A 26,998-nucleotide genomic window follows, 5' to 3' on the forward strand; every position below is an offset into this window, starting at 1 on the left:
TCGATTCAGTTTCGCGAGTTGGTCGGGATCTTGGTTCGGTGGTGTCGGTCAGGCCGGTCGAGCTAAACCCAGCCGGGGAACCACATGCGGGCGCGCCAGCCGGACAGGGGGATCATCTGGTCGGAGAGGATCGGGTAGAAGTAGGCGAACAGCAGGACAGTGGCGATCAGGTAGATGCCGACGGCCAGGGCTCCCACGAGCCGCCTGCCGTCGCCGGCCTCTCGTGGGCCGAGCGCGAGGCCGGCCGTCGCGGTGATACCGAGGACGAGGAACGGCAACAGCGGCAGCGCGTAGAAGAAGAACATGGTCCGGCTCGGGAACAGCTCCCACGGCAGGAACGACGTGCCGAAGCCGACCACGACCAGCGCCGCCCGCCAGTCCCGCCGCCAGGCCCACAGCACGATCATCCCGACCAGGCAGGCGGACCCGACCCACCAGACGGCCGGGTTGCCGATCGCCAGGATCTCCTGTGAGCAGCCGTCGGCAGCACGGCAGACCATTCCGCCGATCTGGGACCTCTGCCCGGTCGGCGTCCCGACGTAGTCATACGGCACCGGACGGCCCAGGATCAGCCAGCTGAACGGCGCCGACTTGGCGGGATGTGGCGCGTCCAGATGCTCGTGGAACTGCAGGATCAAGTGCTGGTACGCCCACCAGCCACGCCACATCGCGGTGAAACCATTGCCATACAGATGACGGTCATAACCGCCATCCGTCACGAACCAGCCCGTCCACGTCACCAGAAACGTCCCGGCCGGCAACGGCACATAGCAGCCGAACCACGCTGGCAGATCCCGCCGCAGGGCGCCGCGGACCGGGGCCTTCGCCCCGGCCGTCCGCCGCGCGCCCACGTCCCACGCGATCGCCAGCATCGCAAACCCGACCAGCGTGTACAGGCCACTCCATTTCACACCCATCGACGCGCCCAGGAAGAACCCGGCCAGCAGCCGCCACGGGCGGAACCCCAACCGTGGGCCGAACCGCAGGTCCCGCGTCAGCGCCCGGTCCACGGCCTTCCCCGAACCCTCCGCCGCCACCGAAGCCGCCACCAGGTCCGGGCCCAGCCCCAACGCCGCCACCCGGTCGGCCAGCCGCGCCCGGCCCTGATCCCGGTCCAGCACCAGACACGCCAACGCCAACACGAGCAACGACATCAGGAAGATGTCCAGAATCCCGATCCTGCTCTGGACGAACTCCAGCCCGTCAAAACCGAACGCGATACCGGCAAAGCAACCCAGAACCGTCGACCGGAACATCCGCCGGGCCACCCGGATGAGCACCAGAACAGCCAGCGTCCCGAAAAAGGCAGAGGCGAACCGCCAACCCAGATACGGGTCACCATGGGCCCGGCCGGTGCAGTCGATATAACCGAACAGCTTCTCCGACGCCGCCATGAACCACTTGCCCAGCGGCGGATGCACCACATACCCGGCCGAGACCGGGTCGCAGCCGTTCTTGGAGCCCCAGTCCCGGGTGTCGACCTCGTAGCCGTGGGTCAGCAGGCCCCAGGAGTCCCTGGTGTAGTAGACCTCGTCGAAATAGATCCGCTTGGGCACGGTGATCCGCCACAGCCGCAGCGCGCCGGCGACCAGTGTGATCGCCAGCGTGGCGAGCCAGCCGGCCACCCGGTCGGTCGGCATCGGCGGGCACAGCCGGTCGCGTAGCGCCGACCCGGCCGCGCCCGGATGGGTCCGCGTCGGCGATACGTCTTCGACCAGGGCCGGCTGGACCGTCGTCGCCATCGTCACGCCGACAGCCTAGGACCACCGGGGCGGCTCGCGGCGGGTCCCTCCCCCACCGCGCCCCGCCGACCCAGCCGAACCTCCTGGCGCGGGCGGTTCCGCGGCCAAGGGCGGCCACCGCGGGAGGCTCCGGGCCTCGCCCGGCCGGCATCACGGACCAGCGTCAGCTGGAGACAACCCAGCCCGGGAACCACATGCGGGCGCGCCAACCGGACAGCGAGATCATCTGGTCGGTCATGATCGGGTAGAAGTACGCGAACAGCAGCACGACGGCGATCAGGTAGACCCCGACCGTCAGTACGCCGACCAGGCGCCTGGTAGCGGAGGCGTTCCGGGGGCCCAGCGCCAGGCCGGCCGTCGCGGTGATGCCGAGGACGAGGAACGACAGCAGCGGCAGCGCGTAGAAGAGGAACATCGTCCGGCTCGGGAACAGCTCCCACGGCAGGAACGACGTGCCGAAGCCGACGACGGCCAGCGCCGCGCGCCAGTCCCGCCGGCACACCCAGAGCCCGATCATCACCAGCAGGCAGGCGCTGCCGACCCACCAGACGGCCGGGTTGCCAATCGCAAGGATCTCCTGCGAGCAGCTGTCCGCGGGCATGGCAGGCCTGCCCGCCGTACTGCGTCTTCTGGCCGTAGCCGGTCCCGATGTAGTCGTAGGGAACCGCCCGGCCGAGCACGAGCCAGCTGAACGGCGCCGACTTCGCGGCATGCGGCGCGTCGAGATGCTCGTGATAGTTCAGGATCGCGCGCTGGTACGCTCACCAACCACGCCACATCGCGGTGAAACCATTGCCATACAGATGACGGTCATAACCGCCATCCGTCACGAACCAGCCCGTCCACGTCACCAGAAACGTCCCGATCGGCAGCGGCACACAGCAGCCGAACCACGCCGGAGATCTCGCCGCAGGGCGCCGAGGATCGGGGCCTGCGCTCCCGCGGTCCGCCTGGCGCCGACATCCCAGGCCACGATCAGGCCATCGGCGACAGCCTTCCGCCGCAAGATCCGCGACAGCTCCAAACCGCACCGACCGTCGACGGCCCGGGCCGTGTGCCAAGCCCGACGCACGAGGTGTCACTCATACCTCGCGGTCGGCATCAGGCCCGAACCGCCGCCACCGGGTATGACGTGAGCGAGGGTGTGCGCTGCCCCGAGGTGACGCTCGTGGCTCCGGCGGCAGCGGGCGCGGGGGCGCTTGCCTAGGCTTGACCTTCCGCGGCCAGGACGCCTTGGGGCCGCGCAGAGGGCGCCGCCCCTGCGGAGGCGGCGCCGGGCGGACGTGGAGCGGGAGCGAGCGGGATGACCGGGGTGCTGATCGTGTGTGGGGCGCCGATCGGCGAGCCGCGGGACGCGAGCCCGCGGCTCGCCGAGGTACTGGCCACCGCGGACGTCGTCGCCGCCGAGGACACCCGCCGGGTGCGCCGGCTCGCCCACGCCCTGGGAGTGACCATCGCCGGCCGGGTGACGTCCTGCTACGACGCCGTCGAGGGCGCCCGGGCCGCGACGCTGACCGAATACCTGCTCGCCGGGCAGACGGTCGCGCTGATCACCGATGCGGGGATGCCGGCCGTCTCCGACCCCGGGTTCCGCGTGGTCGCCGCCGCGGCCGTGGCCGGGGTGCCCGTCACGGTCGTGCCCGGGCCGTCCGCGGTCACGGCGGCGCTGGCGGTCAGTGGTCTGCCCAGCGACCGGTTCACCTTCGAGGGCTTCCTGCCCCGGCGCGGTGGGGAGCGCCGGAGCCGGCTGCGCGAGCTCGCGGCCGAGCGGCGCACAATGGTCTTCCTGGAGGCGCCGCACCGGCTGGCCTCCAGCCTGGCCGACCTGGCCGCCGTCTTCGGCGCCGACCGCGCCGCCGTCGCCTGCCGCGAGCTGACCAAGAAATGGCAGGAGATCGTCCGCGGCGATCTCGGCCGGCTCGCGGGCTGGGCCACCGACGGCCGCGAGATCCGCGGCGAGTTCACCCTTGTCGTCGCGGGCGCCGCCGCCGGCCCGCGCCGGCTCGGGTTCGCCGACCTGGCTGAGATGTCAGCGAACCCGGGAAACTCGATCCCGCAGGACGCGGTCCTGGATGACCTCAGGCCTCCTGGCCCCCCGACCGCCGCCGAACTGGCCGCCGCGGTCGCCCACCAGGAGGCCGCTGGGCTCTCCCGGGCCGAGGCCCGCCGCGCCGTCATGGACCATTTCGGCGTCAGCCGGGCGGCTGTCTACGAAGCTCTCGTCGCCAGCCGCGCGAGCGACGCGAAGGGCCGGTGAGCCCCCGCCCGATGACCGGTACGCCGGCCCGGCCGAACCGGAGCGCAGACCGCCGCGATCACGGCTGGAGCGTGCCCGGCGCGGCTGGGGTCTCGGCGCGGGCGGCCGCAAGCCTGCAGTAGGCGGCGACGTCGAGGGTCTCGCCCCGGGCGCCGGGGTCGACGCCGGCGGCACGGGCCAGCCGGTCGACGGCGGCCGGCGAGCCGGCCCAGCCGGCGAGCGCAGTCCGCAGCGTCTTGCGGCGCTGGGCGAAGGCCGCGTCGATCGCGGCGAAGACCTCCGGGCGCAGCGCCGCCGGCGCCGGGGCGGGCCGCCGGGCGAAGGCGACCAGGCCGGAGTCGACGTTCGGCACCGGCCAGAAGACCGACCTCGGCACCGGACCGGCCGGGCGCACCTCGGCGTACCACGCGAGCTTGACGCTCGGCACCCCGTAGACCCGGCCGCCGGGCGGGGAGGTCAGCCGATCGGCGACCTCCGCCTGGACCATCACCAGTCCGCGCTCCAGCGACGGAATCCGTTCCAACAGGCCGAGCAGCAGTGGAACGGCGATGTTGTACGGCAGGTTCGCCGCGAGGACCATGGGAGCCCCAGCCGCGCCGGCCGGGCCAGCAGAGCCAACCGGGCCAGCAGCGTTGGCCGGGCCCGCGGGTCCAACCAGGCCGGCAGCGTCGGCGGCCAGGCCAGCAGGGCTTGCGCGCTCGGCAGCGCCAACCGGGCCGCCCGAACTGGCGGGTCCAGCGGGGCTGGCGGAGCTGGTCGGCGAAGGCAGCTCGCCGGGCAGGTCGGCGGGGACGAGCCGCAGCGCGTCCTTGGTCAGCACGGTCAGGCGGGCCGCCGTCGCCGGCTCCAGCCGGGCCGCGGCCGTCGCCGGCAGGGCGGCGGCCAGAGCCGGGTCGACCTCGACGGCGAGCACGCGTCGCGCCACCCCGAGCAGGCCGAGGGTGAGCGAGCCGATCCCCGGGCCTACCTCGAGGACGACGTCATCCGGCCCGATCCCGGCCAGCCGCACCAGCCGGCGGACCGTGTTCGGGTCGACCAGGAAGTTCTGCCCGCGCCGCTTCGTCGGCCGCAGATCCAGGGCAGCCGCGATCGCCCGGATGTCCGCCCCGGACAGCAGCCCGCCCCCGGGCACCGCCGTCGGGGCGCCGCCCCGCGGCCTGCCGCCAGCCTCCGCCACGTCGGCCGGGCTACCAGGGCCCGAAGACGCGCTCAGCGGTCGCCGCGACGGTCGCGGCCAGCTCGTCGACCGCCTCGGCCCGGACCTCGGCGATCGCGCGCAGCGTCAGCGGCGCCAGGTAGGGGCCGTTCGGCCGGCCGCGGAACGGCATCGGGGTCAGGAACGGCGCGTCGGTCTCGACCAGCAACAGCTCACGCGGGGCCACCGCCGCAGCGGCGCGAAGCTGCTCGGCGTTCTTGAAGGTGACGTTGCCGGCGAACGACATCACGTACCCGGCTGCCGCGCAGGCCTTCGCCATCTCGGCGTCGCCGGAGAACGCGTGGAAGACGACCGTGGCCGGCGCCCCCTCCTCGGCCAGGATGCGCAGCGTGTCGTCGTGCGCCTCCCGGTCATGGATCATCAGGGGCCGGCCGGTCTCCTTGGCGATCGAGATGTGCCGGCGAAAGCTCTCCTGCTGGGCCGCGTGCTGCTCCGGCGGGGTGCGGAAGTAGTCGAGCCCGGTCTCCCCGACCGCCCGGACCTGGGGCAGCCGGGCGAGGGTGGTGAGCTCGGCGAACGTGGCCTCGTCGACACCGCGGGCCGCCTCGTTGGGATGGATCGCGACCGCGGCGTAGACGTCCGGGAACTCGGCGGCGACCGCGGCCTGCCAACGGCTCGTCGCCAGGTCCACGCCCACGGTGACCATCCGGCGGATGCCGACCGCCCGGGCCGCGGCGACGGCCTCGGCCGGAATCGCGTCCATCAGGTCCAGATGGCAGTGGCTGTCGATGATCTCGATGTCCAGCGGCTCCGGCGGTGGCGGCGGATCCCCCTTGCGGCCGGTATCCTTGGCCCGCGCGTTCGCGCCACTCACGTCGTCACCTCTGCCACCTCGTCACCACGTCCAAGGCCAGAGCACCTGCCTTCACAGGCCTGCGGAGGCCCGGGATACCCTTCGGACGGACGGCTGTTCGCGCGCCTCGTAGATCCTATGGGTCGTGAGTGGCGGTCCTCGCGTGGCCAGATCCTCGAAATCTGGCCACCCTGCCACCATCGGGGATGCCACTTTCCATGGGTCGCTTGCTACACGGATGCCGATGACCGCTCTGACCGTCGCGCTTGTCACGCCTCTCACCGGTCCCGACGCGGCGCAGGGCCTGGCCAGCCTGCGCGGCCTGACACTGTGGGCCCGGGACGAGCACGTTCCCCTGCCCTGGACTGAGATCAGCGTGACGGCCTACGACGCGTACCCGGATCCGGCCGCGGCCATGCGCACCGCCGCGGCCGCGCGGCCGGCGGCGATCCTGGGCCCGTTCGGCCGGCGCGCGGCCCTGGCCGCCGTCGCCGCGACCGACCGGGTCGTGTTCAACGTCGGCGCGCCGATCACCCGGTTCATGCGGCAGACCTATCCCAAGGTCATCAACGTGGCCGCGCCGTCGTCGACGTGGCCGCGCCAGGTGCTCGCGCTGGTCCGGTCGGCCGACCGGACCGCGCGCAAGGCGGCCGTGCTGCTCGCCGCCGGCGACTTCGCGATCGAGACCACGGCGAGCATCAAGGCCGCCGGGCGCTCGCTCGGCTTCGACGTCACCACCAGCACGTTCGGCCCGGGCCAGGCGGCTCTCGCGGCCAGCCGGCTGCCGGCGGCCGACGTGCTGATCGTGCACGCCGACCCGGACGACGAGCTGACCGCTGCCGGCGCCCTGCTGCGCCGGTCCTGGCGGGCCGCGGCGTTCTCGACCGCCGTCAGCACCCAGGTCGCGGCGAGCTTCGGCGACGCCAGCGACGGCCTGCTCGCCCCCGGCAGCTGGCTGCCGGACAGCAAGGCCGAGACCGCCACCGGGCCGACGGCCTGGCAGTTCACCGGCGAGTTCCACGCGCTGCACGGCACCCCGCCGACGGCGACCGCCGCCTGGACGTACGTGTCCGGGCTGATCCTGGGCGCCTGCATCCGCCGGTCCGGAAGCATCGACGACCAGGCGGTGCTCACCGCCGCCCGGGGCATGGACACGACCACGCTGCTCGGCCGGTTCCGGCTCGACGAGACGACGGGCCTGCAGGTCGGCCACCAGATCCCCATCGTGCAGTGGCAGTCCGGCGCATCCTGGACGGTCTGGCCGCGCGAGGGCGCCCGCGCCCGGTTCGCCCACCCACGCTGGCAGGCCCGGACCGCGAACCCCGGCTTCACCCCGCGCACGTTCCACTGATCTGTTCGCCGCCGCCCGGACCACGGCGACACCGCCGGGGCTCGCCGGGACGGCGCGACACCGGGCGACCATGAGGCCAAGCGGTTGTACTGGTGCCCGTGGACCGGTGGCCCCGGTCCCGGCCGCGCCTGGCCTCCGTCGGCGCGGGCCGGGGTGGCGGTGGGGATCACGCCGGGCCATCGCGACACGCGCCGAACGCGGCGGCCAAGACCTGAGAGGTCGAGGGGAAGCTGGGAGGTGCCGATGTCGTCTGGACCGACCGCGGCGCTGCCTGGAGTCCCGGACGCACCGGCCGGGCTGGAGCGGGTCGGCGCTGGCACGCCGACGGGAGCGGCCAACCCCGGCCCGGCGCCGAGCACGCCGCGTGGACTGCGGCGGCGGCGGTTGCTGCGCGGCGCGGCCGGGCTGCTCATCGTCGGCTTCCTGCTGACGACGGCGAAGCTGTACGTGTTCCCGAAGCGGGACGCCCCGGTGCCCGTCGACGCGATCGTGATGTTCGCCGGCAGCACCGGGCGGCTGGAGCTGGCGGTGACCCTGGCTCGGGACGGCTACGCCCCGGTCCTGGCCGTCTCCCAGCCGACCCCGGCCGACCCCTGCCCACCCGACACCATCGCCGGAGTCGAGGTCATCTGCTTCCACCCGAAGCCGCTGACCACGCAGGGCGAGGCCCGCTGGACAGGCGCGACGGCCCGGGCCCGCGGCTGGCGGTCCATCCTCGTGATCACCTCGACGCCCCAGGACACCCGCGCCCGGCTACGGCTGAGCCGCTGCTACGACGGCCACGTCCGGGTCATGAGCGTCGACGCACCGAACCGCCCAACCTGGGCCTACATGGTCGCCTACGAATGGGCCGCGACGGTGAAGGCCCTGACGCTCCAGCGCTCCTGCTGACCGGCCGGCACCGCCACGCGCCCGGCGGTGCCGGGCGGGAGACAAGGCCGCGCCTGACGAACGCCACCCGGATCTCGGCCCTGGACAGACGTCCACCCCGTAAATCTCGCCAACCCCGAACCAGGTTGGGGAGGGCGCCCAGCGCCCGACCCGGCGAGTCAGGCGAAGGCGCGCAAGCGCCGAGAAGGCCGCGCCTGACGAACGCCACCCGGATCTCGGCCCTGGACAGACGTCCACCCCGTAAATCTCGCCAACCCCGAACCAGGTTGGGGAGGGCGCCCAGCGCCCGACCCGGCGAGTCGGGCGAAGGCGCGCAAGCGCCGGTTCCGCCCGACCGCCTTACAGCGTGTCGATGCCGACCGCCTGGCGGACGCCGGCGAGCACCGGGCGGGCACGATCGCGGGCCTGCTCGGCGCCGTCGGCGAGGATGCGGTCGAGCTCGCTGCCAGGAACCATCAGTTCCTCGTAGCGCTCCCGCAGGGGCGTGAGCCGGGTGTTGATCGCCTCGAACAGGGCGTTCTTCAGGTCGCCCCAGCCGGTGCCGCCGGCTTCGAGCCGCCGCCGCATCTCGGCGATGTCGCCGGGCGTGGCGAAGTTCTCGTAGAGCTGGAAGGCGGCCGAGGTGTCCGGGTCCTTCGGCTCCTCCACCGGGGTGCTGTCGCTCTTGATCGAGCGGACCAGCTTGCGCAGCCGCGCCTCCGGGGCGAACAGCGGGATCGTGTTGCCGTAGGACTTGCTCATCTTGCGGCCGTCCAGGCCAGGCAGCACGCGTCCGGTGTCGCCCGGCGGGGTGACGGCCTCCGGGATCCGCAGCGTGAAGACGTCGCCGAACAGGTGGTTGAAGGAGCCGGCGATGTCGGCCGCGATCTCCACGTGCTGGACCTGGTCCTGCCCGACCGGCACCACGTCGGTGTTCATGATGAGGATGTCGACCGCCATCAGCACGGGGTAACTGAACAGGCCCATGTTGATGCCGGCGTCCAGGTCGGTGACCCCCGCCCCGGCATTGCGGTCCCGGGCCGCCTTGTAGGCGTGGGCCCGGTTCATCAGGCCCTTGCCGGTGACGCAGGACAGCACCCAGGTCAGCTCGAAGATCTCCGGCACGTCCGACTGCCGGTAGAAGATCGTCTGCTTCGGGTCCAGGCCGAGGGCGACCCAGGTGGCACCCACCGAACGGGTCCAGCCCGCCAGCGACGCCCGGTCCCGGACCGAGGTCAGCGCGTGGTAGTCAGCGATGAAGTAGATCGACTCGTAGGACGAGGCCATCTCCAGCGCCGGGCGGATCGCCCCGATGTAGTTGCCCAGATGCGGCTCACCGGTCGGCTTTATCCCGGTGAGCGAGACCTTCTGACCCCGGCGCGAGCCGTCGTGCGAGTCCTCATGTGCCACGCGGCTCAGTTTACGGACGCGGGTCCACCCCGTTTCCCGGCGTGCAGGCGGGCGGCTTCCCTGCGCGCAGGCGGGCGGCATAGCCGAGCATGAAGCGGACATGGCGGGCGGCGTCGCGCAGCGAGTGCAGCTTCGAGGTACCCGTCCGCGGGTGGTAGGTAATCGGTACCTCCCGGACCCGCAGCCCGCTGGCCGCCGCGGCGACCACCAGCTCGGAGGCCAGCTCCATCCCGCCCTGGCGCGGCGCCATCCGCTCGTAGGCGGCGCGGGTGAACGCCCGCATACCCGAGTGCGCGTCGGTGGTGCGCAGCCCGAACAGCCGGTTGAGCATTCGGGTGAGCACCGGGTTCCCGATCCGCCGGTGCGTCCAGGGCATCGCGCCGGGCCGGATATCGCCGGCGAACCGGGAGCCGAGCACATAGTCGGCCCGGCCGCCGCGCAGCGGGTCCAGCAGCCGGGGCAGCTCGCCGAAGTCATAGGAGCAGTCCGAGTCGCCCATCACCAGGTAGTGGCCGCGGGCGGCGGCGAACCCGGCCAGGTAGGCGTTGCCGTAGCCGCGACGAGGCTCGCGCACGACCCAGGCGCCGGCCTGCGCCGCGACCCGCCGCGAGCCGTCGGTGGAGCCGTTGTCGGCGACGACCACCTCCCCCGGCACCCCGGCCGCGGCGAGCCCCGCACGGGCCGCGCGGACGCACCGCCCGACCGAGTCACGCTCGTTCAGGCACGGCATCACCACGGACACCAGCGGCTGGTCCCGTTCCACGGGCGCGGCCGGCCTGGGTCCGGCGGAGCGCGGCACCGTGGCGCGCGGCCGCCAGACCTCCGGCCCGGTCTGACGGCGTCGCGCGCGGACGGCGTCGGCCGGGCCGCCGCGGACCGTGGAGCCGCTGGCGGCGTTCGAACTGGGGTGCGTGGCCGGGTATCGCTCCGGCTTGACGGTGTGCTCGGTCACGCAGTCTCGTCTACCCCCTCCAAAGCGGTGAACGCACAGTGTCCAGCAGGCATGAAATAACAACGGGCAGAGACCCGGTCGACCGCACTCGAAACCCAGAGCGACTCATCAACAACCATCGGTTCCGACAGCGCGATCTCTAGCCGCCGAGCCGGGCCGGTTAACCGGGGGGCGACTGGACCCTCGCGAAGACCGTCGGGGATGGTGGAACGGTCACCACGTCCCGCGGCTGGTCCCGCCGCCGGGCGGGGCCTGCGGCCGTAGTGCGCGCCCGGAGGCATATCGGGGGGATCCAGGGCGTTGCCTGCCCCGACATCGGGGACGGCGATCGAGAGGAATCAAGATGGCGGATGTATCGGTGCGTTTCGCGATGACCGATGACAGCGAGATCGTGCTCAACCTCTCGCTCACCCAGGCAATCCGACTGACCGAGGCGATCGCGTCCAAGGTGAGCCAGGCAATGACGGAGCAGCCTCGGATGAACAACTCGATGACGGGCTCGATGCCAGCCGGCATGAACGGCACCGGTGGCTACCCGCCGGCCGGCCGCCCCGGTCCGTACGGCACCGGCTGACGGTCCCTCAGCGCCCCAGGCCCCGCTCGTCACCCGCCGGCTCCTTCGCCCTGAGCCGCCACGACCCGGGCCGGGGCCTGCCAGAAGAGATCCGCTTGGCGGCGGCGCCGCTGGACGGGCCGCGGCGTCCCGGGTGCGCTGGCGTGCAGCCGACAGCCCCCGGCCGGGCGGCCGACGGTGGAAGATACGGAAAACCGCTCGTCGGACCGATAACCTGATCCCTGAAGATCGCACGCGCTGCCCGTAACGGCAGTCGCCAGCTCGGCGGCTCCAGCGGGGTATCCGCGTGACGTAACTGGCGATACGAGGGAACGGACCGCCGGCGCGGCGGGCAGCACACGGATCGAGCACGCAACGACAGCCAGGGCCGTCCCAAGGCCCGGGCGGCAGGGCCGGCCACCGTCGGTCCGACGGGCGCGGAGGGAAACGATGGTGGGACTGGACCGTTTCCGGGTGGTCGTGGAGGCGGGCCGCGGCCAGGAGACCGGGGTGGTGGTCCGGCTGCCCGGTGTCCTCATCGTCGCGAGGGTGGGCCGGCCGCGGACGGCCGAGACAGCCCGCCGGCTGCTGGACCTGTGCGCCGAGGTCGCCGCCGAGCCGGGTGACTCGGCCAGCACCGGCCGTCGCCTGGTCCGCCGGGTCGCGGGGCTGCTGGCCGCCGCAGACCCGGAGGACGTGCCCGACTTCGCGCTGCTGACCGCCATCGGCGAGCGGATCGCCGCGCTGGTGCACGGCGCGATGGACGTCGCCGCGGCCGGCTCCAGCCCCGTCAACCTGTCCGGGATCGAGTCGGCCACCTGGGTGGACCGCCTGTTGCCTGACGGAATCACCCATCTGCATATCGCCCCGAGCGACCGGCCCGACGGCTCCGGGCTGCCGGGCGAAGGCTCCGAGGTGACCGGCACCGGCCTCGGGTTCCCGCTGGACCTCCGGGTCGGCGCGGTTCCGGGCATCGGCGCGAGCCTGCTGCCCGCCCGGGAGGCGCCGCTGCCGACCCCCCGTTCCGCGGCCGGCGACCTGCTGTCCAACTACGGCTCGCCGCGGGAGCCGGCGACCGCCGCGGAGCGCATCCCGCTGCCGGTCGACCGCATCCCGGAGCAGCAGTCGATGGCCCCGCCGCCGCTGACACCGCTGCTCACCAAGGAGGAGCAGGCACACCGGGCCCAGTCGGGGTCGGAGCCGACTCAGGCGGCCGACTTCGACGAGCTGGAGTTCGACGAGTTCGACGAGGACCCGCCCACCGAGCTCGCCCGTCCGGTGCCCGGCCCGGGCGGCCACCACGACGCCCGCGCGCACGGCGAGCTCACCGAGGACGACGACAGCGAGGCGCTGACCCAGCTGCCGGGCCAGACGTTCACGGTCTCCGACCTGATCGAGGACGATGACGCGCCGACGATGCTGCCGGACAACGGCCAGGCGCAGGTCGAGGGCGTGCTGTGCCCGAACGGGCATTTCAACCATCCGCAGGCCCCGTACTGCGCGGACTGCGGCGCCTCGCTGTCCGCCCAGGAGAGCCAGTCCGTGTGGCGGCCGCGGCCGTCGATCGGTGTGCTCGTCTTCGACGACGGCCAGACCATCCCGCTCGACATCGATCTGGTCATCGGCCGCCAGCCCGACCGGGACGACGCCGTGCGGGCCGGGAAGGCCCGGCCGCTGGCCGTCGAGGACGGCGAGAGCGCGGTCTCCCGGGTGCACGCCGTCATCACCCTGAACGGGTGGGACGCGGTGATCACCGACCGCGGCTCCGCCAACGGCACCTACATCGCCCCGCCCGAGGCGACCGTGTGGACCCCGCTGGAGCCGAACCAGCCGGCGCCGCTGGTGTCCGGCACCCGCGTGCAGGTGGGCAAGCGCACCTTCGTCTTCAACGGCCAGGTCAACGTCTGAGCAGGCGCCGCCACGACCGCGCCGAGGGCGGCCGCGCCGCCGACAAGGCTAGCCTGGTCGCCGTGGCAGACAACGGGATCGTTTCCGCGCAGCACACCGAGGCGCCGACCGACGGCGTGCCGGCACCCAGCGTGCCAGCAGACGACCTGCCAGCGCGGGCCGTGCCGGCGGACGACGCGGCGCCGGCCCAGGGACGCCGCTCCCGGCTGCTCTGGGCCCCGCTCGTCCTGGTGCTGTCGGCAGCCCTCGTCGCAGCCGGGTTCGGGCTGCGCGGGCTGACGAACGGCGCGCCGGGCAACGGCTCGGTGGACGCCGGCTTCCTGCGCGACATGTCCGAGCACCACGGCCAGGCCGTGCAGATGGGGATGCTGGAGTTCAGCCACGGCGCGGACCCGCCGTCGGTCGCGATGGGCCAGGACATCGCGCTCACCCAGCAACGCGAGGTCGGCGTCATGGGCTCGTGGCTGGCCGACTGGGGCCTCACACAGTCGACCGTGGGCGCACCGATGACCTGGATGGGTGGCACCGGCCCGGCCAGCGAGGACATGGCCCACATGCCCGGGATGGCGGGTGGGGGCTCGCTGGGCACTCCGGTCGGGACGGATGGGGTGCGGATGCCGGGGATGGCCGGTGACTCGGAGCTGGCGGCGCTGGCGGCCTCCCGCGGCAGGGACTCCGACGTGCGGTTCCTCACGCTCATGATCCACCACCATCGCGGCGGGGTCCTGATGGCGCAGTACGCGGCCCAGCACGCCGGCCAGGACAAGGTGCGCGCGCTGGCGAGGGCGATGGTCGTCGTCCAGTCCGCCGAGATCCAGCAGATGGAGTTCGACCTCCAGCGGCTCGGCGCGCCGCAGGCGTAGTGCCGGCCCGGTGCCGGTCAGACCAGCGGCGCGGGGCGCCGAGGCAGATCGGCGCAGACCACTCCGGATGATCATCGGTGATGCATTAGATACGCTTCTGGTCGTTTCGGCGGGTGGCCTGCCCGGCGCTGTGACGAGGGGCGCCCGCCCCACGCCCTGGCCGGAGCCAGTCCTCCAGCCCGCCGACCGGTCCGCTCAGCACCGCCGGGCGCCGTGAGCGTCCGCCCGGGATGCCCTGTACCGGTGTCGCCGCTCGCGTGAGGTTCGCAGATGTCCGCACTGCCCGGCTCCGCCCCGGTGCCGTCGACCCCGGCCCGGCAGCCGCCTCGCGGCGGCTCGCTGGCCACGCTGCCCCTGCTGCGTGGCGCGCTCCCTGCGCTGCGCCGGGCGGTGCCGGGGCCGCGGGTCGCGGGCGTCGAGCTGGTCGCCGGACTCGTCACCGCGCTGGCCCTGATCCCGGAGACGATCTCGTTCTCGGTGGTCGCGGGGGTGGACCCGGCCGTCGGGCTGTTCACGTCCTTCATCATCTCGACGGTGATCGCCTTCACCGGCGGCCGGCCGGCGATGATCTCCGCCGCGGCCGGCTCGATGGCGCTCGTCGCGGCCCCGCTGGTCCGGCAGCACGGCTTCCAGTACCTGCTGGCGACGACGATCAGCGTCGGCGCGCTGATGTTCGTGCTGGGCCTGGTCGGAGTAGCGCGGCTCATCCGGTTCGTGCCCCGCAACGTCATGATCGGGTTCGTCAACGCGCTCGCGATTCTGATCTTCACCGCGCAGATGCCACACGTGTTCGGGCACGGCTGGCGGGTGTACCCGCTCGTCGCCGCCGGGCTGTTCGTGCTGGTCACCCTGCCGCGGCTGACGAAGGCGGTGCCGGCGCCACTGGTCGCCGTGGCCCTGCTCACGCTCGCGACGACCACCTTCCACCTCGGGGTGCCTACCGTCGGCGACGAGGGCCAGCTGCCCACCGGCCTGCCGAGGCCCACCCTGCCGCACGTCCCGATGGACTGGGAGACCGTGCGGATCATCCTGCCGTACGTGCTGGCACTGACCGCCGTCGGCCTGCTCGAGACCCTGCTGACAGCTCAGATCATCGACAAGCTGACCGACTCCACCCACAACCCGCACCGGGAGGCCTGGGGCCTGGGCATCGCCAACGTGGTCAGCGGCTTCTTCGGCGGCATGGGCGGCTGCGCGATGATCGGCCAGGCGATTCTCAACGTGTCGACCGGCGGCCGGCGCCGGCTGTCGACCTTCGCGGCCGGCGGCTTCCTGCTGCTGCTGGTCCTGCCGCTGCGCTCCGTCGTCGGGCTGATCCCGATGTCGGCCCTGGCCGCCGTCATGGTCATCGTGGCGATGATGACGTTCGACTGGAGCAGCGTGCGGCCGGCGACGCTACGCCGGGTGCCGATCACCGAGACCCTCGTGATGGTGACGACCGTCGCGGTCGTGGTGCCGACCCACGACCTCGCCTACGGGGTGGTCGTCGGCGTCGCGCTGGAAGCCCTCCTGTTCACCCGCAAGGTCGCACACCTCGCGAACGTGACAAGCGTGCTGGACCCGGACGGCGGTGAGCGGATCTACGCCGTCCAGGGGCCGCTGTTCTTCGCGTCCACGAACGACCTGGCGACGGCGTTCGACTACGGCCGCGACCCGGCACGGGTGGTGATAGACCTCTCCGACGCCGACGTGCTCGACTCCGCGGCGGCCGCCGCGCTCGACGACGTGCTGCACCGTTACGAGGAACGCGGCAGCGTGGCCGAGCTGACCGGGGTCAACCGCGGCAGCGCCGCGATGCTGCGCTCGCTGCGCCCGAGCGACACCGGCACCTAGCACCCGGCTCCGGCCCGACGACCCGCCCACCCACCCGGCGCGTCGTCCACCGCCTCGAACTTCACTGTCTGCGTCTGGCCCGGCCACTCAGAGCACAAAGCTCGGCGGGATCATTCAAAACACAACCATTGGGCCATGAACGGTGGAGGAGCGCTACCGGCGCCTGCCGACTCCGCCGTAGAGCCAGCGGGTCGCCGCGGGCGCGGGGTCGGCGCCGTCCGGACGCCAGGCGTCCACCGTCACGAGACCTGGCTCGATCAAGGTGTACCCGTTGAAGAATCGGCTGACCTCGGCGTGGGTACGGAAGTATATCGGCGTCGGCGTCGTGCTGTAGACCCTCTCTACTCCCGTCACGGCTGTATCCGAGTGACCGTCGCCCGTGACATGGGTGAGTGCCAGCAGGCTGCCCGGGGACAGGCTGTCGCGCAGGGTGCCCATGATTGGCTCCCGTTCCTCGGCGGTGAGGAAGTGGGTCATGGCGATCAGCAGGACACCAACCGGCTGGTTGAAGTCGATCAGGGAGCGTACGGCCCCGCTGTCGATGAGATCGGCCGGCTGGCGCATGTCAGCCTGCAACACGGTCGTGTTGCCGTTCTCCGCCAGTAGGGCCTGCCCGTGCGCGAGGACGATCGGGTCGTTGTCGACGTACACGATGCGTGAATCTGGAGCGGCCTTCTGGGCGATCTCGTGGGTGTTGCCCGCCGTGGGGAGGCCGGCGCCGATGTCGATGAACTGCCGGATGCCTTCCGCGACCATATGTCGCACGGCCCGGCGCAGGAACGCCCGGTTTTCCCTGGCGAGCTGCCTGACCTCCGGCATGGCCTTCTCGACTCCCGCGACCGCCGCCCGGTCGGCGGCGAAGTTGTCCTTGCCGTCGAGGTAGTAGTCGTACATCCGCGCGACGTGTGGAACGTCGATGCGCAGGTCTGTGAGCGGGGCTTCGCGAGGGATCACGGAGCCGTCCAGGGAGCCCACCACGGAGACTTCGATGGGTTCGCCTGCTGTCTCGTCCGGCTGGGTCATGACGCCGCATCTCCTTACCAAGCGGTCTGTTCCGCCTGTCACCCGAAAGTCCTGCTATCCCCTAGGTTGTACCAGCCAGAGCGGCAGGGAGGATCGGCTGGCCAGCCGCATCGGGCCGTCGCTGTACCTGCCGAGAGACACGTCCAGACAGGTCACACGGCGTGTTCTAGTCGGAAATGACGCCGACGAGGCGGTCGCGCCGAGGTTCTCGATCGGGGCTGGCCTGCTGCTGGGGGCCGGGACGCTGCTCGGGCATGGACCGTCTCGGTCAGCTGCCTTGTCCGGACGTCGATGCGAAGACCTCGATCCGGCCTGCCCGCGAGAAGGCCAGTGTGATCAGAATCGTGCTCGTAGGCAGGAAAGTCGCCCCACGCAGGAGTAGCTGTGGCCCGGCGGGCTGCGGTTGTCGCCGGGCGCTGGGAGCCCAGCAGCCGCGGGAACCGCTTGTGCGCCCCCTGCCGGGTGATCCCCAGCGCGCGGCCGACATCGCCGGAGCTCCTCCACCATGACCATGAACTGGGCCAGGCAGCAGACGACGAGCACCGCCCACCCGGGCCCGCGGGCCCGGGTGGGCGGGCCCGGGTGGGCGCGGGCGCCAGGTCCGGGACCGGGTTCCGGCTGCGCCGCCGTGTCGGCCACCGCCATCCTGAGCCGCTCCTCGCCACCCGCTCGCCGCCGGCCTGCGTCGCGGCGCCCGGCCCCGCCCCGCGCGCCGACGGCCGGCTGACCTGCGGGAACGCCGGCCGCTGCCCACCGTACGGGGCAAAGGGAGCACGACGCGCGGGCGCGGCGAGGCGGCCGGCTTTCGCCGGTGCCGAATTCGTCGCCTCAGACTGGTTGCGCCGGCGGGTTTACGGCCTCTATCATTTTGCTGCGACGTGCCTACACCAAAGGCGCGGCTATCGGTGGGAGGGCTCCAGTGAACCCTTGTCAGCACTCCAACGATGACGATCTCGTGGTCTCCGTCGAAATTCTCGACGATGTACGGGACCGCTACGACGCCGAGCGGGCGGACCCCGACGGCAGCGACGGCTGAGTTCGCGAGAAATAAGCCGTCAGCGGTCAGCCACTAACCAGCGTTGACGAATGTGAATCACGGGTCGCACGCGCTGGACCACCTGCTCGTCCGAGAAATCGAGGGCGCGCTTGGTTGGCCAGACGCGGCTCCGCTAGGCCGGGAGTTCTCGACCGGGCGGTTCGCCGGCCAGTCATTGGCCGAACGAATAGTGACTCCGTCCAGAATATTGGATATCGTCACGCGCCGATTTGTGGAGCCGCCCCGGCTGCGCCTTTTCCAGGACAGCCGGGAGCTTCATCCAGCCGAATACCTCCGGGTTCAGGAAAACCGGCGGCGGCCGTCGGCCCGTGCCCTGGACCCAACCGCCGTGACAGCCCTGCTTGATACGGGTGTGACGCTCGTACTGGACGGGCTGGAGATGTTCGACCCGATCGTCGAGGTCGCAACCCGCGCGCTGCGCTGGTGGTCGGGCGAGCTCGTGCAGACGAACGCCTACCTGACGACCAGGTCGGCCGACGGCTTCCCGCTGCACTGGGACGATCATGACGTCCTCATCGTGCAGCTGGCGGGTGAGAAGAACTGGGACGTCCGCGGCAGCACCCGGCCGGCGCCGATGTACCGCGACGCCGTGCCGAACGAGGAGGCCAGCTCCCAGTCGGTCTGGCAGGGGGTGCTGCGGGCCGGCGAAGTCCTGCACATCCCCCGCGGCTACTGGCACCAGGCGACCCGGGCCGAGCATGAGGACCCGGTCAGCCTGCACCTCACCTTCGGCTTCACCCGGCGCACCGGGGTGGACTGGCTGACCTGGATCGCCGACCAGGCACGTGAGCAGGAGCTCTTCCGGACGGACCTCACCCGCTCACCCAGCGAGCGGGAAGCCGAACGCGCCCGGCTGCAGGAGGCGGCGATCGAGCTGGTGCGCTCGCTGCCGCCGGCGGCGTTCCTGACCGCACGAGAGCGCACCCGGCCGCCGGCCCGGCACGCACCGCTGCTGCCGTCGGCGCACGAGCCCGAGGTCGTCGTCTGTGTGACCGAGTTCGCCCCGCACGTCGAACGGTCCACGGGCCAGCTGGTGGTCTACGCGGGCGGCCGGAAGATCACCGTTCGGGACCGGGCCGAGGCCGCCATCGACCTGCTGCTCAGCGGCTGCCCCGTGGATCTGGCTGCGGCCGAGGCCCAGGTCGGTTTCGACGTCCGTCCGCTGGCTCGCGTCCTGGTCCGCGAAGGCATCTGCGTCGGGCTGACCCCGGAGCTGGCCGTCGGGTACGCCGGCCTGGTCACCGGCGGGACGCCCTGGAAGCTGGGCTGAGCCGACCGGCCCGCAGACTCAGGCCGCCCCGGCCCCCTCCAGCACGCGGACCTCCCAGCCGTAGACGGGACGGCGCAGTGGGGCCGCGCAGGTGTAGTGGATCTGGTCTTCGCCGCGCAGCTCGCGCGAGACCTCGAGCCGCCAGCTGCCTTCGTGCGCCTCTACCAGCACCTGCGCACCGGTCGGCTCGTCGGCCGCGCGCAGGACCTTGGCCGTGGGCGGCGTGGTCGGGTCCCGGTGCCCGAACAGCTCCCGGTACCAGATCTCCGCCACGGACTCGGCCTGGCTGGACCCGAGGCGCCCGCGCACGTGCCCGAGCGGGAGAAGGCCCTGCACGACCAGGTCACGCAGCTGGTCGTCGTCCAGCTCGTCGAGGCGACCGAGCAGGTACCCGCCGGGCAACAGGATCGCGGTCGCGGAGAAGCGGTCCCCACCGAGATGGCTCACGCCGTACACGGGCGCGTCCGGAGCGAGGCTCTTGACCCGGCGCAGGAAACCGCCCCCGCGCAGGCCGCAGCAGGTGTCGTGCCGGCCGTGCACACAGACGCCGAGGAACCGCTCGGCGGGCCCGGCCGCCGCCCAGCCGCCCCGCGACGCGCGGTAGATCCGGCGCCGGACCGTGTCCCAGAAGAAGGCCGGCTCGGTCGTCGGCTGGCCCGGGTACGGCCGGTAGTACTGCGTCCTGGCGCCGGGCAGCTCGGGGAACAGGCCTGGGTCGGCCGGCGGGATCTGGTGCGGCCAGTGCCCCGCGGCGGGCAGGAAGCAGTACGCCCCGACCTCCGGCACGGAGCCCCGGATGTCCTCGGCGGCGGACCGCGACTGGGCGCCGCAGCGCGTGGAGCGATGCGGGGCGGCCCCGTTAGGCTGGGTCATCGGCCAGCCCGTCCGACCCCAGGCGCGCCCAGGCACCCGATCGAGGCGGTCGGGGTGCCGGGGCTATCCGTGGACACAGCGCCGAACACATGCAGGCGTCGAGGCTCAGGGACAGCGGCCACTGCGACACCTCCGCACGAAGCAGGCCAGGGTGGGCACGTCAGGTCAGGCTCATCAGGTTAGGTTCACTTAAAGCTATCGCGGATGGGCCGCAGACGCCGCGTGACGCTGGTCGCCAGGCCGACACCGCCCGGGAAACCGGCGAAACCAGGCCGGAGCGAAGAGCCCCACCCGGGACCAGCCGCCCGTTTACCGGATGTCCTCGCGCGCCCTGGGGTACCTGGTTCGCGAGCGCCGCACCACGCGCCGCGGCCCAACCCCTGCTCTCGGGGCCGCCAGGCCCGGCCGCCGGCGCGACCCGGCCGGCGGGCGACTCCGGCTGCCAGGGCCGGGCACCCCACTCCGGCAGGAGGAGGACCATGGCCAAACCCGTGATTCGAGACCTGGCCCGACGAGGCCGCCGTACCGGAGAGGAGGCCGCTGGAGGTCGGTCCCGCGGCTGGCAGCTGGTCTGCGGGCTGGCGGTGTGCGGACTCGCCTGGTTCGCCAGTCCCGGCGCCGCGATCGCGGCTGCCAGCCCGCCAGCCTCCAGCCACACGCCGGCCGCCGGGCTGAACCTCGCCGTCGGGGCGGTCAAGGCGGCCGGCTACACACCCGCCGACACATCCGGCTACGACGCCAGCCGAAGCCTTAGTGTGATCATCGGCATCCTGACCGGATCGGCCGACGGGCATCCCCAGCAGGCCTTCCTCTTCCACGACGGCCGCTACGTGGGCGTCGACGCCGGCGTGCCGAGCGCGTCCACGTCCTGGGTGTGGTCGACCAACGACACCGTCGCCCTGCAGTACCAGCTCTACCGGCCCGACGACCCGATGTGCTGCCCGACGGCGGGCGCCACCACGGTGCGGTTCGTCTGGAACGGCACGACGGTCAAGCCCGTCGATCCCCTCCCGCCCGCCGGCTGGGATGCCCCCACCAGCCGCCGATGATCATCGTTGGGACCGCGAGTCGCGTCGCCGGCAGCGCCTACCGAGCCTGAGCGACGGCAGCGCCCGGCTCCGCTCCGACGACATCCCCGCATCCGTCACGACCGTTCCGAGATCAGTCAGGTGGCGCTACGCCGCGACACCTGACTGATCTCGGCTCTGGCGGTGCCCGCGGCCGGGTGAGGATTCGCTGGATCGGCAGGCACGGTCGCGGCCGGGTCCGCAGAGCGGCCGGGGGCTGAAATCCGCTGGCCTCGGTCTCGGCCGCCTGGTTGGCTGTCGCGCGGAACGTGCCGTCGTGATGACGGCGTGGTCAGGGCTCACACTGGCGTCGATGTTGGGGTGGATGGGTGGACCAGAACCAGCGGGCGGAGAGCACGGGGCCGACGGATCGCTGGTGGGGCTCCTACGCCGCTCGCGCGTCCGGGATGATCGCGTCCGAGGTACGAGCGCTCTTCGCGGTCGCGAGTCGTCCGGAGATCGTCTCGCTCGCGGGCGGGATGCCCGCCGTGGACGCGCTGCCGCTGGACGCCGTCGCGTCGACGGTGGCGGACCTCGTGACGAGCCGTGGTCCGGTGGCGCTGCAGTACGGCTCCGCGCAGGGGGATCCGGAGCTGCGGGCGCGGATCTGCGACGTGATGGCGATGGAGGGCATCACGGACGCGCGTCCGGACGACGTGGTGGTGACGGTTGGTTCGCAGCAGGCGCTCGACCTGCTCACCAGGGTGTTCATCGATCCGGGCGATGTGGTGTTGACCGAGGGTCCCACCTATGTCACCGCGATCAACACGTTCGCCGCCTACCAGGCGCGGGTCGTGCATGTCTCGATGGACGGGGACGGCCTGGTGCCCGACGCGCTGCGCGAGACCCTGGCCCGGCTGGCGGCAGAGGGCGCGCGGGTCAAGGTGCTTTACACGGTTCCGACGTTCCAGAACCCGGCGGGGATCACGCTCACGGCCGCACGGCGGCTGGAGGTCCTGGAGATCTGCCGGCGGGCCGGGGTGCTCGTGGTGGAGGACAACCCCTATGGCCTGTTGTCGTTCACGGGTGCGCCGGTGCGGGCGATGCGGGCGGATGCTCCGGAGGACGTGGTCTACCTCGGTTCGTTCTCCAAGACGCTGGCGCCGGGCATGCGGGTGGGCTGGGCGCTCGCGCCCCCGCCGGTCGCCGCGCGGCTCGTGCTGGCGGCGGAGTCCGCGATCCTGTCCCATTCGATGTTCACCCAGCTCGCTGTGGAGCGGTACCTGGCGACCCAGCCCTGGCCCGAACAGATCAAGGCCTTCCGGGAGATGTACCGGGAGCGCCGCGACGCCATGGTGGAGACCCTGGCCGAGACGATGCCGGCTGGCACCACGTGGACGAGGCCAGAAGGCGGCTTCTTCGTCTGGCTCACGCTGCCACCTGGTGTGGACGCGAAGGCAATGCTCCCGCGGGCGATCGCGGCCAGGGTCGCCTATGTCCCCGGCACCGGCTTCTACGCCGACGGGTCGGGCCGCAACGCGATGCGGCTGTCCTACTGCTACCCGCCGCCCGACCGCATTCAGGAGGGCGTGAAACGGCTATCCGATGTGCTGCGGGCGGAGATCAGCCTGCGGCGCGCGTTCGCGCACGATCCCGCCACCGACCGCCCCAGCAAGTGAAGGACGTGACCGTGACCGACCTGGGCCTTGTGCTTGTCCTCGCCGGGGGCCTCTCGCCCGAGCGGGAGGTGTCCCTGCGCTCCGGGCGTAGGCTGCGCGACGCACTGGAACGCATCGACGTCGAGACCGAGCTGCGCGACGTCGACAGCTCGATGCTTCCCACGCTTGCCACGGATCCGCCCGCCGTCGTCATCCCCGTCCTGCACGGCACCTCGGGCGAGGACGGCACGATCCGCGAGGTACTCGACCTGTACGGCCTGCCCTATGTCGGGGCGGCACCGGCGGCCTGCCGGGCGGCGTTCGACAAGGCGACCGCGAAGGCGACCGTCGCCGCGGCCGGCGTCGCGACACCGCGCGCGGTTACCCTGCCCCGGGAGGCGTTCCACGACCTCGGCGCCGCGGCCCTGATCGACCGGGTCGTCGCTCGGCTCGGCCTGCCGCTGGTCGTGAAGCCCCGTGCGGGCGGATCGGCGTTCGGCGTCAGCCGCGTCGAGGAGACCGGTCAGCTCGCGGAAGCGCTGATGGCGTGTTTCGGATACCACGACTGGGCCCTGATCGAACGTGTGGTGGCCGGCGTCGAGATCGCCGTAGGTGTCCTCGACACCGGTGACGGCCCGGTGGCCCTGCCGGCTGTCGAGATCCAGCCGGTTGCTGGCGTCTACGACTACGCCGCCCGCTACACCCCAGGAGCGACCACCTTCCACATACCGGCGCGCCTCGACGAGAACGTGCTGCGTGCCGCCGCGGCAAGCGCTGTCGCGGCCCATCGCGTCCTGGGCCTCCGTGACCTGTCCCGCACCGACCTGATCGTCGACGCCGACGGCATCGCCCACTTCCTGGAGGTCAACGTCGCCCCCGGCCTGACCGACACCAGCACCTGGCCCATGGCCCTACAGGCCGCCGGCCTCGACCTGGCCACCGTCTGCCGCGACCTCGCCGCGACAGCATTCCGCCGTGCTACCGGCTGAGCGGATGCCGCGCCTGCAGTCCGCTGCCTGGAATGCACCCGCGAGTCGGCGATAGCCCTCAAGGGGAACGCCGAAAAGATGATCATCCTCCGCGGGCGCCGGGCGGGGCGCTCAGGCCTAGGTAATAGGTGACGGCGTGTTCGACCTCGGCCAGTTCGTCGCGTTCGAGGTAGTGGACGGGATCGCCCACGACGTAGTCGGTGTCGATGCTCCGGATCTGGTCGACGAGAAACCGCGTCTCCTGGCCGTTGATCTCAAGAGACGGCCGGAAGACCGAACGCTGAGCACTGGTCGACGTCGGGACGATCGTCGCAACGCTCCACGCCATCGAGGTCGGACTGAGGACGAGGCCGAGGCGACGGCCACGCTGTTCGTGGCCGCGCTTCGCTTCACCGAGGTCGACGCGGTAGACCGCTCCTCGGATCACCATGCGTCAGTCTCGGCGCCAAGGTCTTCGTCCGCGAGCCGTTCCGCATCTGCGCGGGCCTTGGAGAGCCACACCTCACGGTCGAGGAGTCGGAGCGCACGGCGAATCACGTCGCTAGTGCCCTCATCGGGACGCATCGCCGCTTTGATGATCCGCTCGTCCTCCTCCGTGGGCCTGAAGCCGATGCTTGCCGCCATGAGTCGATCATAACCGTCCGTCGAACACTTGTCATGCAGATGTTTGACAGCCCGGTCGCCACCGACCGCCACAGGCGGCGGCTGTGATCTGGGCCCGCCGGAGCGTTGGGTGGATCTTCGCGTTCCGCAGAACGCACATCGCGCCGGGACCGTCGCGGACCGCGCCGTCAGCGACCGTGCGTGGACAGTTCCGGGGCCGCGTGCGTTCCGGCCGCCGGCAGCGGAACCGCGGGCACAGGCGCCGGGTCGAGGATCTCGCCGGCCGCGAGGGCACGGGTGAGGTCGGCGGCGAGGGTCCCGCGCGGCGCCACCTCGACCGGACCGAGACCGAGCCACCGGGACATGCCGGTGAGCTCCGTGGCCAAGGCCGCGGCGACGGCACCGGGCCCGGGAAGGGTCCTGGCCGCCGCGCTGGTCAGGGCGTCCGGCTGGTGCTCCGCCGGTTCCAGCCAGGCGGCCTGGACCCGTAGTACCCCGGCTGCCCGGTCCGCCTTGAGGTCGACGCGAGCCACCAGCCGGTCGCCGAGCAGGAACGGGAGCACGTAGTAGCCGTAGCGCCGGTCCTGGGCCGGTGTGTAGACCTCGAGCTTGACCTCCATGCCGAACAGCCGGCGGGTCCGGGCCCGCTCCCAGATCAGCGAGTCGAACGGTGAGAGCAGCGCCGCCGCGTCCACCCGGCGCGGGACGGTCAGCCCCGGCCGCAGGTACGCGGGTGCCGGCCAGCCGTCGACCGTCACGGCGACCAGTTCGCCGGCCTCGACCAGCTCGGCCAGCCGAGGCCGCACGACGGCGGCCGGCAGCCGGAAGTAGTCGCGCAGGTCGGCGGCGAGGGCGACGCCGAGCCGGTCGGCGGCGTGCAGCAGCAGCGCCCGGTGCGCGTCCGCCGGATCCGGGGTCGGCGTGGCCCGCACGACGGCCGGCAGCACCCGCTCGGGCAGGTCATAGGTGCGCTCGAACGTCGTCCGGCGTCCGGCGGCGCAGACCTGGCCGGTCCACAGCAGGAACTCCAGCGCCCGCTTCCCGTCAGCCCAGCCCCACCACGACCCTCGGCCGGTCCCGGGCTCGGAGAGCTGGGAGGCGGTCACCGGACCACCGGCCTCGACCTCGGCGAGCACCTTGGCCACGTAGTCCGACCGCTCCCGGCCGAAGTGGGCGAGCCCCTTCCACATCCCGTCACCGGCGAGCGCGCCCGCGGCCCGCCAGCGCAGCAGCGGCTCCCAGCCGATCGGCACGAACGACGCCTCGTGCGCCCAGTACTCGTAGGCGTGCCGATGGCGGTGGACGTAGTCGTCGAGCGCCGGCCGCGAGTAGCCGCCGAGCCGCGACCAGCCCGGCAGGTAGTGCGACCGGCTCAGGACATTGACCGAATCGATCTGGAGGACGCCCACCCGGTCGAACAGCCACCGCAGCTGCCGGCGGTCGGTCGGCTTCGCCGCCGCCGGTCTGGCCCGCGCGAATCCCTGAGTCGCCAGCGCCAGCCGCCGCGCCTGTCCCGCCGTCAGCCGCTCGACCCTCATGGCCGCAGACTACGGCGGAGCCAGGACAGTTCCGCCGGCCGCGCGTCCGAGTACGGGTCGCCGGCCGGCACGTCCGGGACGGGCGGCGCGGAGCGCGGGACGGGCGGCGCGGAGCGCGGGACGGGCGGCGCGGATGTGCCGGCGTCAGGCGGTTCGACCGGAGCCGGCGCACTGGCCGCGGCCTTGTCGGCTGGCATCGGCGTGCTGGCCGCGGGCCGCTCGGTCGGGATCGGCGTGCTGGCCGCGGGCCGTTCGGTCGGGGCGGGCGCCGACGCGCCGGGCCGCTCGGCCGGAGCCGGTTGCCCGGGCGGCGACGCCGGGCGCGGCGGAAAGACCGCCTGGAGGATGGCAACCGCGTCCGCCAGCTCGTCGAGCGCGGCGGCGACCATGTCCTGGGCCGGCGATCCGGCGGGCCGGCCGGGGGCGCCCTGGCGGGGAACCTCGGCCGCGGGCTCCGGGCGGCCGGCGATCGCGCGGCGGACGCCACCGAGCTGGCGGGCCAGCGCGCCGGCTCGGCGCCGGTTCGCGCCGTTCGCCAGCGCTCCGGGCGCCTCGTCTAGCGCCCTGACCAGGGTGTCCACAGGCTCCTGGCACCGTCGGACCGCGGTGACGGCGTCGGCCAGATGCGGCCCCGGCCGGCGTAGCGCCTTCCAGACCAGCCGGCGCACGGTGAGCGTCTCGGCGATCAGGCCCAGCTCGTCGACCGCGGTACGGAACGCGTCCCTCCGGTCGGCCAGCGTCGCGGCCTCGTCCCGGGCGACCGCGAGCAGTGCGTCGGTCAGGGCCGCGGCCGCCCTGGCGACCCGGGACCGAGTGACGTCCCTGGTCCGGATGGGCAGCACCAGCCAGCTCGCCGCGACCGCCAGCGCCGACCCGACGGCGATCGCCTCCAGCCGCTCGTCCAGCACGTGCGTGCTGGTCAGGCCGAAGTAGCCGTACAGCAGCGCGAGCATCGAGGTCACGCCCGCCGCCCAGAACGCGTAGTGCAGGTTGCGCAGCGCGAGCGCCACGGCGAGCACCACGAAGATCGCGACAACCGTCCAGGGACTGTGGGCGGAGGCCGCGCTGACGGCGACCGTCGCCGCCACCGTTCCGACCGCGCCGCCGGCGAGCCGGGCGCTGCCGAAGCTCGCGAGCACCGCGGCCATGACGACCGCCGTCGTGACGGCACTGGTGCGCAGGGCGGCCGCGAGCGCGGTCACCCGGGACCTGGGGATGACGAACCCGGACAC

22 protein-coding genes and 1 pseudogene are annotated in these 26,998 nt (G+C 72.7%); 11 read left to right on the top strand and 12 right to left on the bottom strand.

Annotation, left to right across the window (positions count from 1 at the left end; genetic code table 11):
* Nucleotides 1-62 precede the first annotated feature (62 nt).
* Together FRADC12_RS09630 and FRADC12_RS29425 are read right to left on the bottom strand one after the other, a co-directional pair.
* Nucleotides 63-1,742: a phospholipid carrier-dependent glycosyltransferase gene (locus FRADC12_RS09630; protein WP_045879328.1), complete on the bottom strand. Its 1,680-nt coding sequence runs from the start codon at nt 1,740-1,742 to the stop codon at nt 63-65.
* 163 nt (nt 1,743-1,905) lie between these two features.
* A pseudogene (locus tag FRADC12_RS29425) lies at nt 1,906-2,721 on the bottom strand (dolichyl-phosphate-mannose--protein mannosyltransferase); the annotation flags it as partial.
* Nucleotides 2,722-3,045: 324 nt separating this feature from the next.
* Here FRADC12_RS29425 and rsmI point away from each other — a divergent pair.
* The gene (gene rsmI, locus FRADC12_RS09640) at nt 3,046-3,999 is read left to right on the top strand and encodes a 16S rRNA (cytidine(1402)-2'-O)-methyltransferase (RefSeq protein ID WP_045876412.1); all 954 of its coding nucleotides are present in this window, start codon (nt 3,046-3,048) and stop codon (nt 3,997-3,999) included.
* Nucleotides 4,000-4,057: 58 nt separating this feature from the next.
* Here rsmI and FRADC12_RS09645 read toward each other — a convergent pair whose 3' ends face one another.
* Both FRADC12_RS09645 and FRADC12_RS09650 read right to left on the bottom strand, forming a co-directional pair.
* Complete coding sequence (locus tag FRADC12_RS09645) at nt 4,058-5,176, bottom strand: rRNA adenine N-6-methyltransferase family protein (RefSeq protein WP_084010550.1); 1,119 nt, start codon at nt 5,174-5,176, stop codon at nt 4,058-4,060.
* A gap of 10 nt (nt 5,177-5,186) precedes the next feature.
* Nucleotides 5,187-6,029, bottom strand: coding sequence for a TatD family hydrolase (locus tag FRADC12_RS09650; RefSeq protein ID WP_045876413.1), 843 nt, complete (start codon nt 6,027-6,029; stop codon nt 5,187-5,189).
* Nucleotides 6,030-6,252: 223 nt separating this feature from the next.
* Here FRADC12_RS09650 and FRADC12_RS09655 point away from each other — a divergent pair, with 223 nt between their 5' ends.
* Both FRADC12_RS09655 and FRADC12_RS09660 read left to right on the top strand, forming a co-directional pair.
* Nucleotides 6,253-7,359, top strand: a complete 1,107-nt coding sequence (locus FRADC12_RS09655) for an ABC transporter substrate-binding protein (protein WP_045879330.1) — start codon at nt 6,253-6,255, stop codon at nt 7,357-7,359.
* Between the two features lie 243 nt (nt 7,360-7,602).
* Nucleotides 7,603-8,250 carry a YdcF family protein gene (locus FRADC12_RS09660; protein WP_045879331.1) on the top strand — a complete coding sequence of 216 codons (648 nt, stop codon included), beginning with the start codon at nt 7,603-7,605 and terminating at the stop codon, nt 8,248-8,250.
* A gap of 339 nt (nt 8,251-8,589) precedes the next feature.
* Here the strand turns inward: FRADC12_RS09660 and FRADC12_RS09665 are convergent, their stop codons facing one another.
* The gene (locus tag FRADC12_RS09665) at nt 8,590-9,639 is read right to left on the bottom strand and encodes a tryptophan--tRNA ligase (protein WP_045876414.1); all 1,050 of its coding nucleotides are present in this window, start codon (nt 9,637-9,639) and stop codon (nt 8,590-8,592) included.
* A gap of 10 nt (nt 9,640-9,649) precedes the next feature.
* Complete coding sequence (locus FRADC12_RS09670) at nt 9,650-10,591, bottom strand: glycosyltransferase family 2 protein (RefSeq protein ID WP_349305853.1); 942 nt, start codon at nt 10,589-10,591, stop codon at nt 9,650-9,652.
* A gap of 343 nt (nt 10,592-10,934) precedes the next feature.
* Between FRADC12_RS09670 and FRADC12_RS09675 the strand changes: the two genes are divergently transcribed.
* The 4 genes from FRADC12_RS09675 (at nt 10,935) to FRADC12_RS09690 (ending at nt 15,748) form a co-directional block, all read left to right on the top strand.
* Nucleotides 10,935-11,165, top strand: a complete 231-nt coding sequence (locus FRADC12_RS09675) for a hypothetical protein (RefSeq protein ID WP_013421808.1) — start codon at nt 10,935-10,937, stop codon at nt 11,163-11,165.
* A gap of 429 nt (nt 11,166-11,594) precedes the next feature.
* Complete coding sequence (locus FRADC12_RS09680) at nt 11,595-13,052, top strand: FHA domain-containing protein (RefSeq protein ID WP_045876415.1); 1,458 nt, start codon at nt 11,595-11,597, stop codon at nt 13,050-13,052.
* Between the two features lie 62 nt (nt 13,053-13,114).
* Complete coding sequence (locus tag FRADC12_RS09685) at nt 13,115-13,915, top strand: DUF305 domain-containing protein (RefSeq protein WP_232303704.1); 801 nt, start codon at nt 13,115-13,117, stop codon at nt 13,913-13,915.
* A gap of 270 nt (nt 13,916-14,185) precedes the next feature.
* On the top strand, nt 14,186-15,748 hold the full coding sequence (locus tag FRADC12_RS09690) for a SulP family inorganic anion transporter (protein ID WP_084010551.1): 1,563 nt from the start codon (nt 14,186-14,188) through the stop codon (nt 15,746-15,748).
* A gap of 153 nt (nt 15,749-15,901) precedes the next feature.
* On the opposite strand, the gene FRADC12_RS09695 is transcribed toward FRADC12_RS09690, so the two are convergent.
* Entirely contained in the window at nt 15,902-16,771 is an 870-nt protein-coding gene (locus FRADC12_RS09695) for an SAM-dependent methyltransferase (protein WP_084010552.1), read from the bottom strand.
* A 1,409-nt stretch (nt 16,772-18,180) separates the two neighbouring features.
* On the opposite strand from FRADC12_RS09695, the gene FRADC12_RS09700 reads away from it, so the two are divergent.
* On the top strand, nt 18,181-19,098 hold the full coding sequence (locus tag FRADC12_RS09700) for a JmjC domain-containing protein (RefSeq protein ID WP_232303705.1): 918 nt from the start codon (nt 18,181-18,183) through the stop codon (nt 19,096-19,098).
* An 18-nt stretch (nt 19,099-19,116) separates the two neighbouring features.
* Here FRADC12_RS09700 and FRADC12_RS09705 read toward each other — a convergent pair whose 3' ends face one another.
* Entirely contained in the window at nt 19,117-19,971 is an 855-nt protein-coding gene (locus FRADC12_RS09705; RefSeq protein WP_045876416.1) for a sucrase ferredoxin, read from the bottom strand.
* 479 nt (nt 19,972-20,450) lie between these two features.
* On the opposite strand from FRADC12_RS09705, the gene FRADC12_RS09710 reads away from it, so the two are divergent.
* From FRADC12_RS09710 to FRADC12_RS09720, 3 genes are all read left to right on the top strand, one after another.
* Nucleotides 20,451-21,020, top strand: a complete 570-nt coding sequence (locus FRADC12_RS09710) for an LppP/LprE family lipoprotein (RefSeq protein WP_045876417.1) — start codon at nt 20,451-20,453, stop codon at nt 21,018-21,020.
* A 425-nt stretch (nt 21,021-21,445) separates the two neighbouring features.
* Nucleotides 21,446-22,657 (top strand): aminotransferase-like domain-containing protein, encoded by a 1,212-nt coding sequence (locus FRADC12_RS09715; protein WP_045879337.1) that lies wholly within the window; start codon nt 21,446-21,448, stop codon nt 22,655-22,657.
* A gap of 11 nt (nt 22,658-22,668) precedes the next feature.
* A complete protein-coding gene (locus tag FRADC12_RS09720) occupies nt 22,669-23,625 on the top strand; it encodes a D-alanine--D-alanine ligase family protein (protein WP_045879338.1) in 957 nt (318 codons plus the stop codon).
* Nucleotides 23,626-23,707: 82 nt separating this feature from the next.
* Here FRADC12_RS09720 and FRADC12_RS09725 read toward each other — a convergent pair whose 3' ends face one another.
* The 4 genes from FRADC12_RS09725 to FRADC12_RS09740 all read right to left on the bottom strand — a co-directional run bounded on the left by FRADC12_RS09725 (nt 23,708) and on the right by FRADC12_RS09740 (nt 26,998).
* Nucleotides 23,708-24,055 carry a type II toxin-antitoxin system PemK/MazF family toxin gene (locus FRADC12_RS09725; protein WP_045876418.1) on the bottom strand — a complete coding sequence of 116 codons (348 nt, stop codon included), beginning with the start codon at nt 24,053-24,055 and terminating at the stop codon, nt 23,708-23,710.
* Nucleotides 24,049-24,249, bottom strand: coding sequence for a hypothetical protein (locus FRADC12_RS09730; RefSeq protein ID WP_045876419.1), 201 nt, complete (start codon nt 24,247-24,249; stop codon nt 24,049-24,051). The genes FRADC12_RS09725 and FRADC12_RS09730 overlap by 7 nt, the downstream gene beginning before the upstream one ends.
* A 167-nt stretch (nt 24,250-24,416) precedes the next feature.
* Complete coding sequence (locus tag FRADC12_RS09735) at nt 24,417-25,766, bottom strand: winged helix-turn-helix domain-containing protein (RefSeq protein ID WP_045876420.1); 1,350 nt, start codon at nt 25,764-25,766, stop codon at nt 24,417-24,419.
* Nucleotides 25,763-26,998 carry an FUSC family protein gene (locus tag FRADC12_RS09740; RefSeq protein ID WP_157488756.1) on the bottom strand — a complete coding sequence of 412 codons (1,236 nt, stop codon included), beginning with the start codon at nt 26,996-26,998 and terminating at the stop codon, nt 25,763-25,765. Before FRADC12_RS09740 ends, FRADC12_RS09735 begins: the two co-directional genes overlap by 4 nt.

This window comes from Pseudofrankia sp. DC12 (assembly GCF_000966285.1).
Taxonomy (GTDB): Bacteria; Actinomycetota; Actinomycetes; order Frankiales; family Frankiaceae; genus Pseudofrankia.

Coding starts and splice junctions, on each gene's coding strand:
- FRADC12_RS09630 (WP_045879328.1), bottom strand. CDS start 1,742: ATGGCGACGACGGTCCAGCCGGCCCTGGTCGAAGACGTATCGCCGACG.
- rsmI (WP_045876412.1), top strand. CDS start 3,046: ATGACCGGGGTGCTGATCGTGTGTGGGGCGCCGATCGGCGAGCCGCGG.
- FRADC12_RS09655 (WP_045879330.1), top strand. CDS start 6,253: ATGACCGCTCTGACCGTCGCGCTTGTCACGCCTCTCACCGGTCCCGAC.
- FRADC12_RS09660 (WP_045879331.1), top strand. CDS start 7,603: ATGTCGTCTGGACCGACCGCGGCGCTGCCTGGAGTCCCGGACGCACCG.
- FRADC12_RS09675 (WP_013421808.1), top strand. CDS start 10,935: ATGGCGGATGTATCGGTGCGTTTCGCGATGACCGATGACAGCGAGATC.
- FRADC12_RS09680 (WP_045876415.1), top strand. CDS start 11,595: ATGGTGGGACTGGACCGTTTCCGGGTGGTCGTGGAGGCGGGCCGCGGC.
- FRADC12_RS09690 (WP_084010551.1), top strand. CDS start 14,186: ATGTCCGCACTGCCCGGCTCCGCCCCGGTGCCGTCGACCCCGGCCCGG.
- FRADC12_RS09695 (WP_084010552.1), bottom strand. CDS start 16,771: ATGACCCAGCCGGACGAGACAGCAGGCGAACCCATCGAAGTCTCCGTG.
- FRADC12_RS09705 (WP_045876416.1), bottom strand. CDS start 19,971: ATGACCCAGCCTAACGGGGCCGCCCCGCATCGCTCCACGCGCTGCGGC.
- FRADC12_RS09710 (WP_045876417.1), top strand. CDS start 20,451: ATGGCCAAACCCGTGATTCGAGACCTGGCCCGACGAGGCCGCCGTACC.
- FRADC12_RS09715 (WP_045879337.1), top strand. CDS start 21,446: ATGATCGCGTCCGAGGTACGAGCGCTCTTCGCGGTCGCGAGTCGTCCG.
- FRADC12_RS09725 (WP_045876418.1), bottom strand. CDS start 24,055: ATGGTGATCCGAGGAGCGGTCTACCGCGTCGACCTCGGTGAAGCGAAG.
- FRADC12_RS09730 (WP_045876419.1), bottom strand. CDS start 24,249: ATGGCGGCAAGCATCGGCTTCAGGCCCACGGAGGAGGACGAGCGGATC.
- FRADC12_RS09735 (WP_045876420.1), bottom strand. CDS start 25,766: ATGAGGGTCGAGCGGCTGACGGCGGGACAGGCGCGGCGGCTGGCGCTG.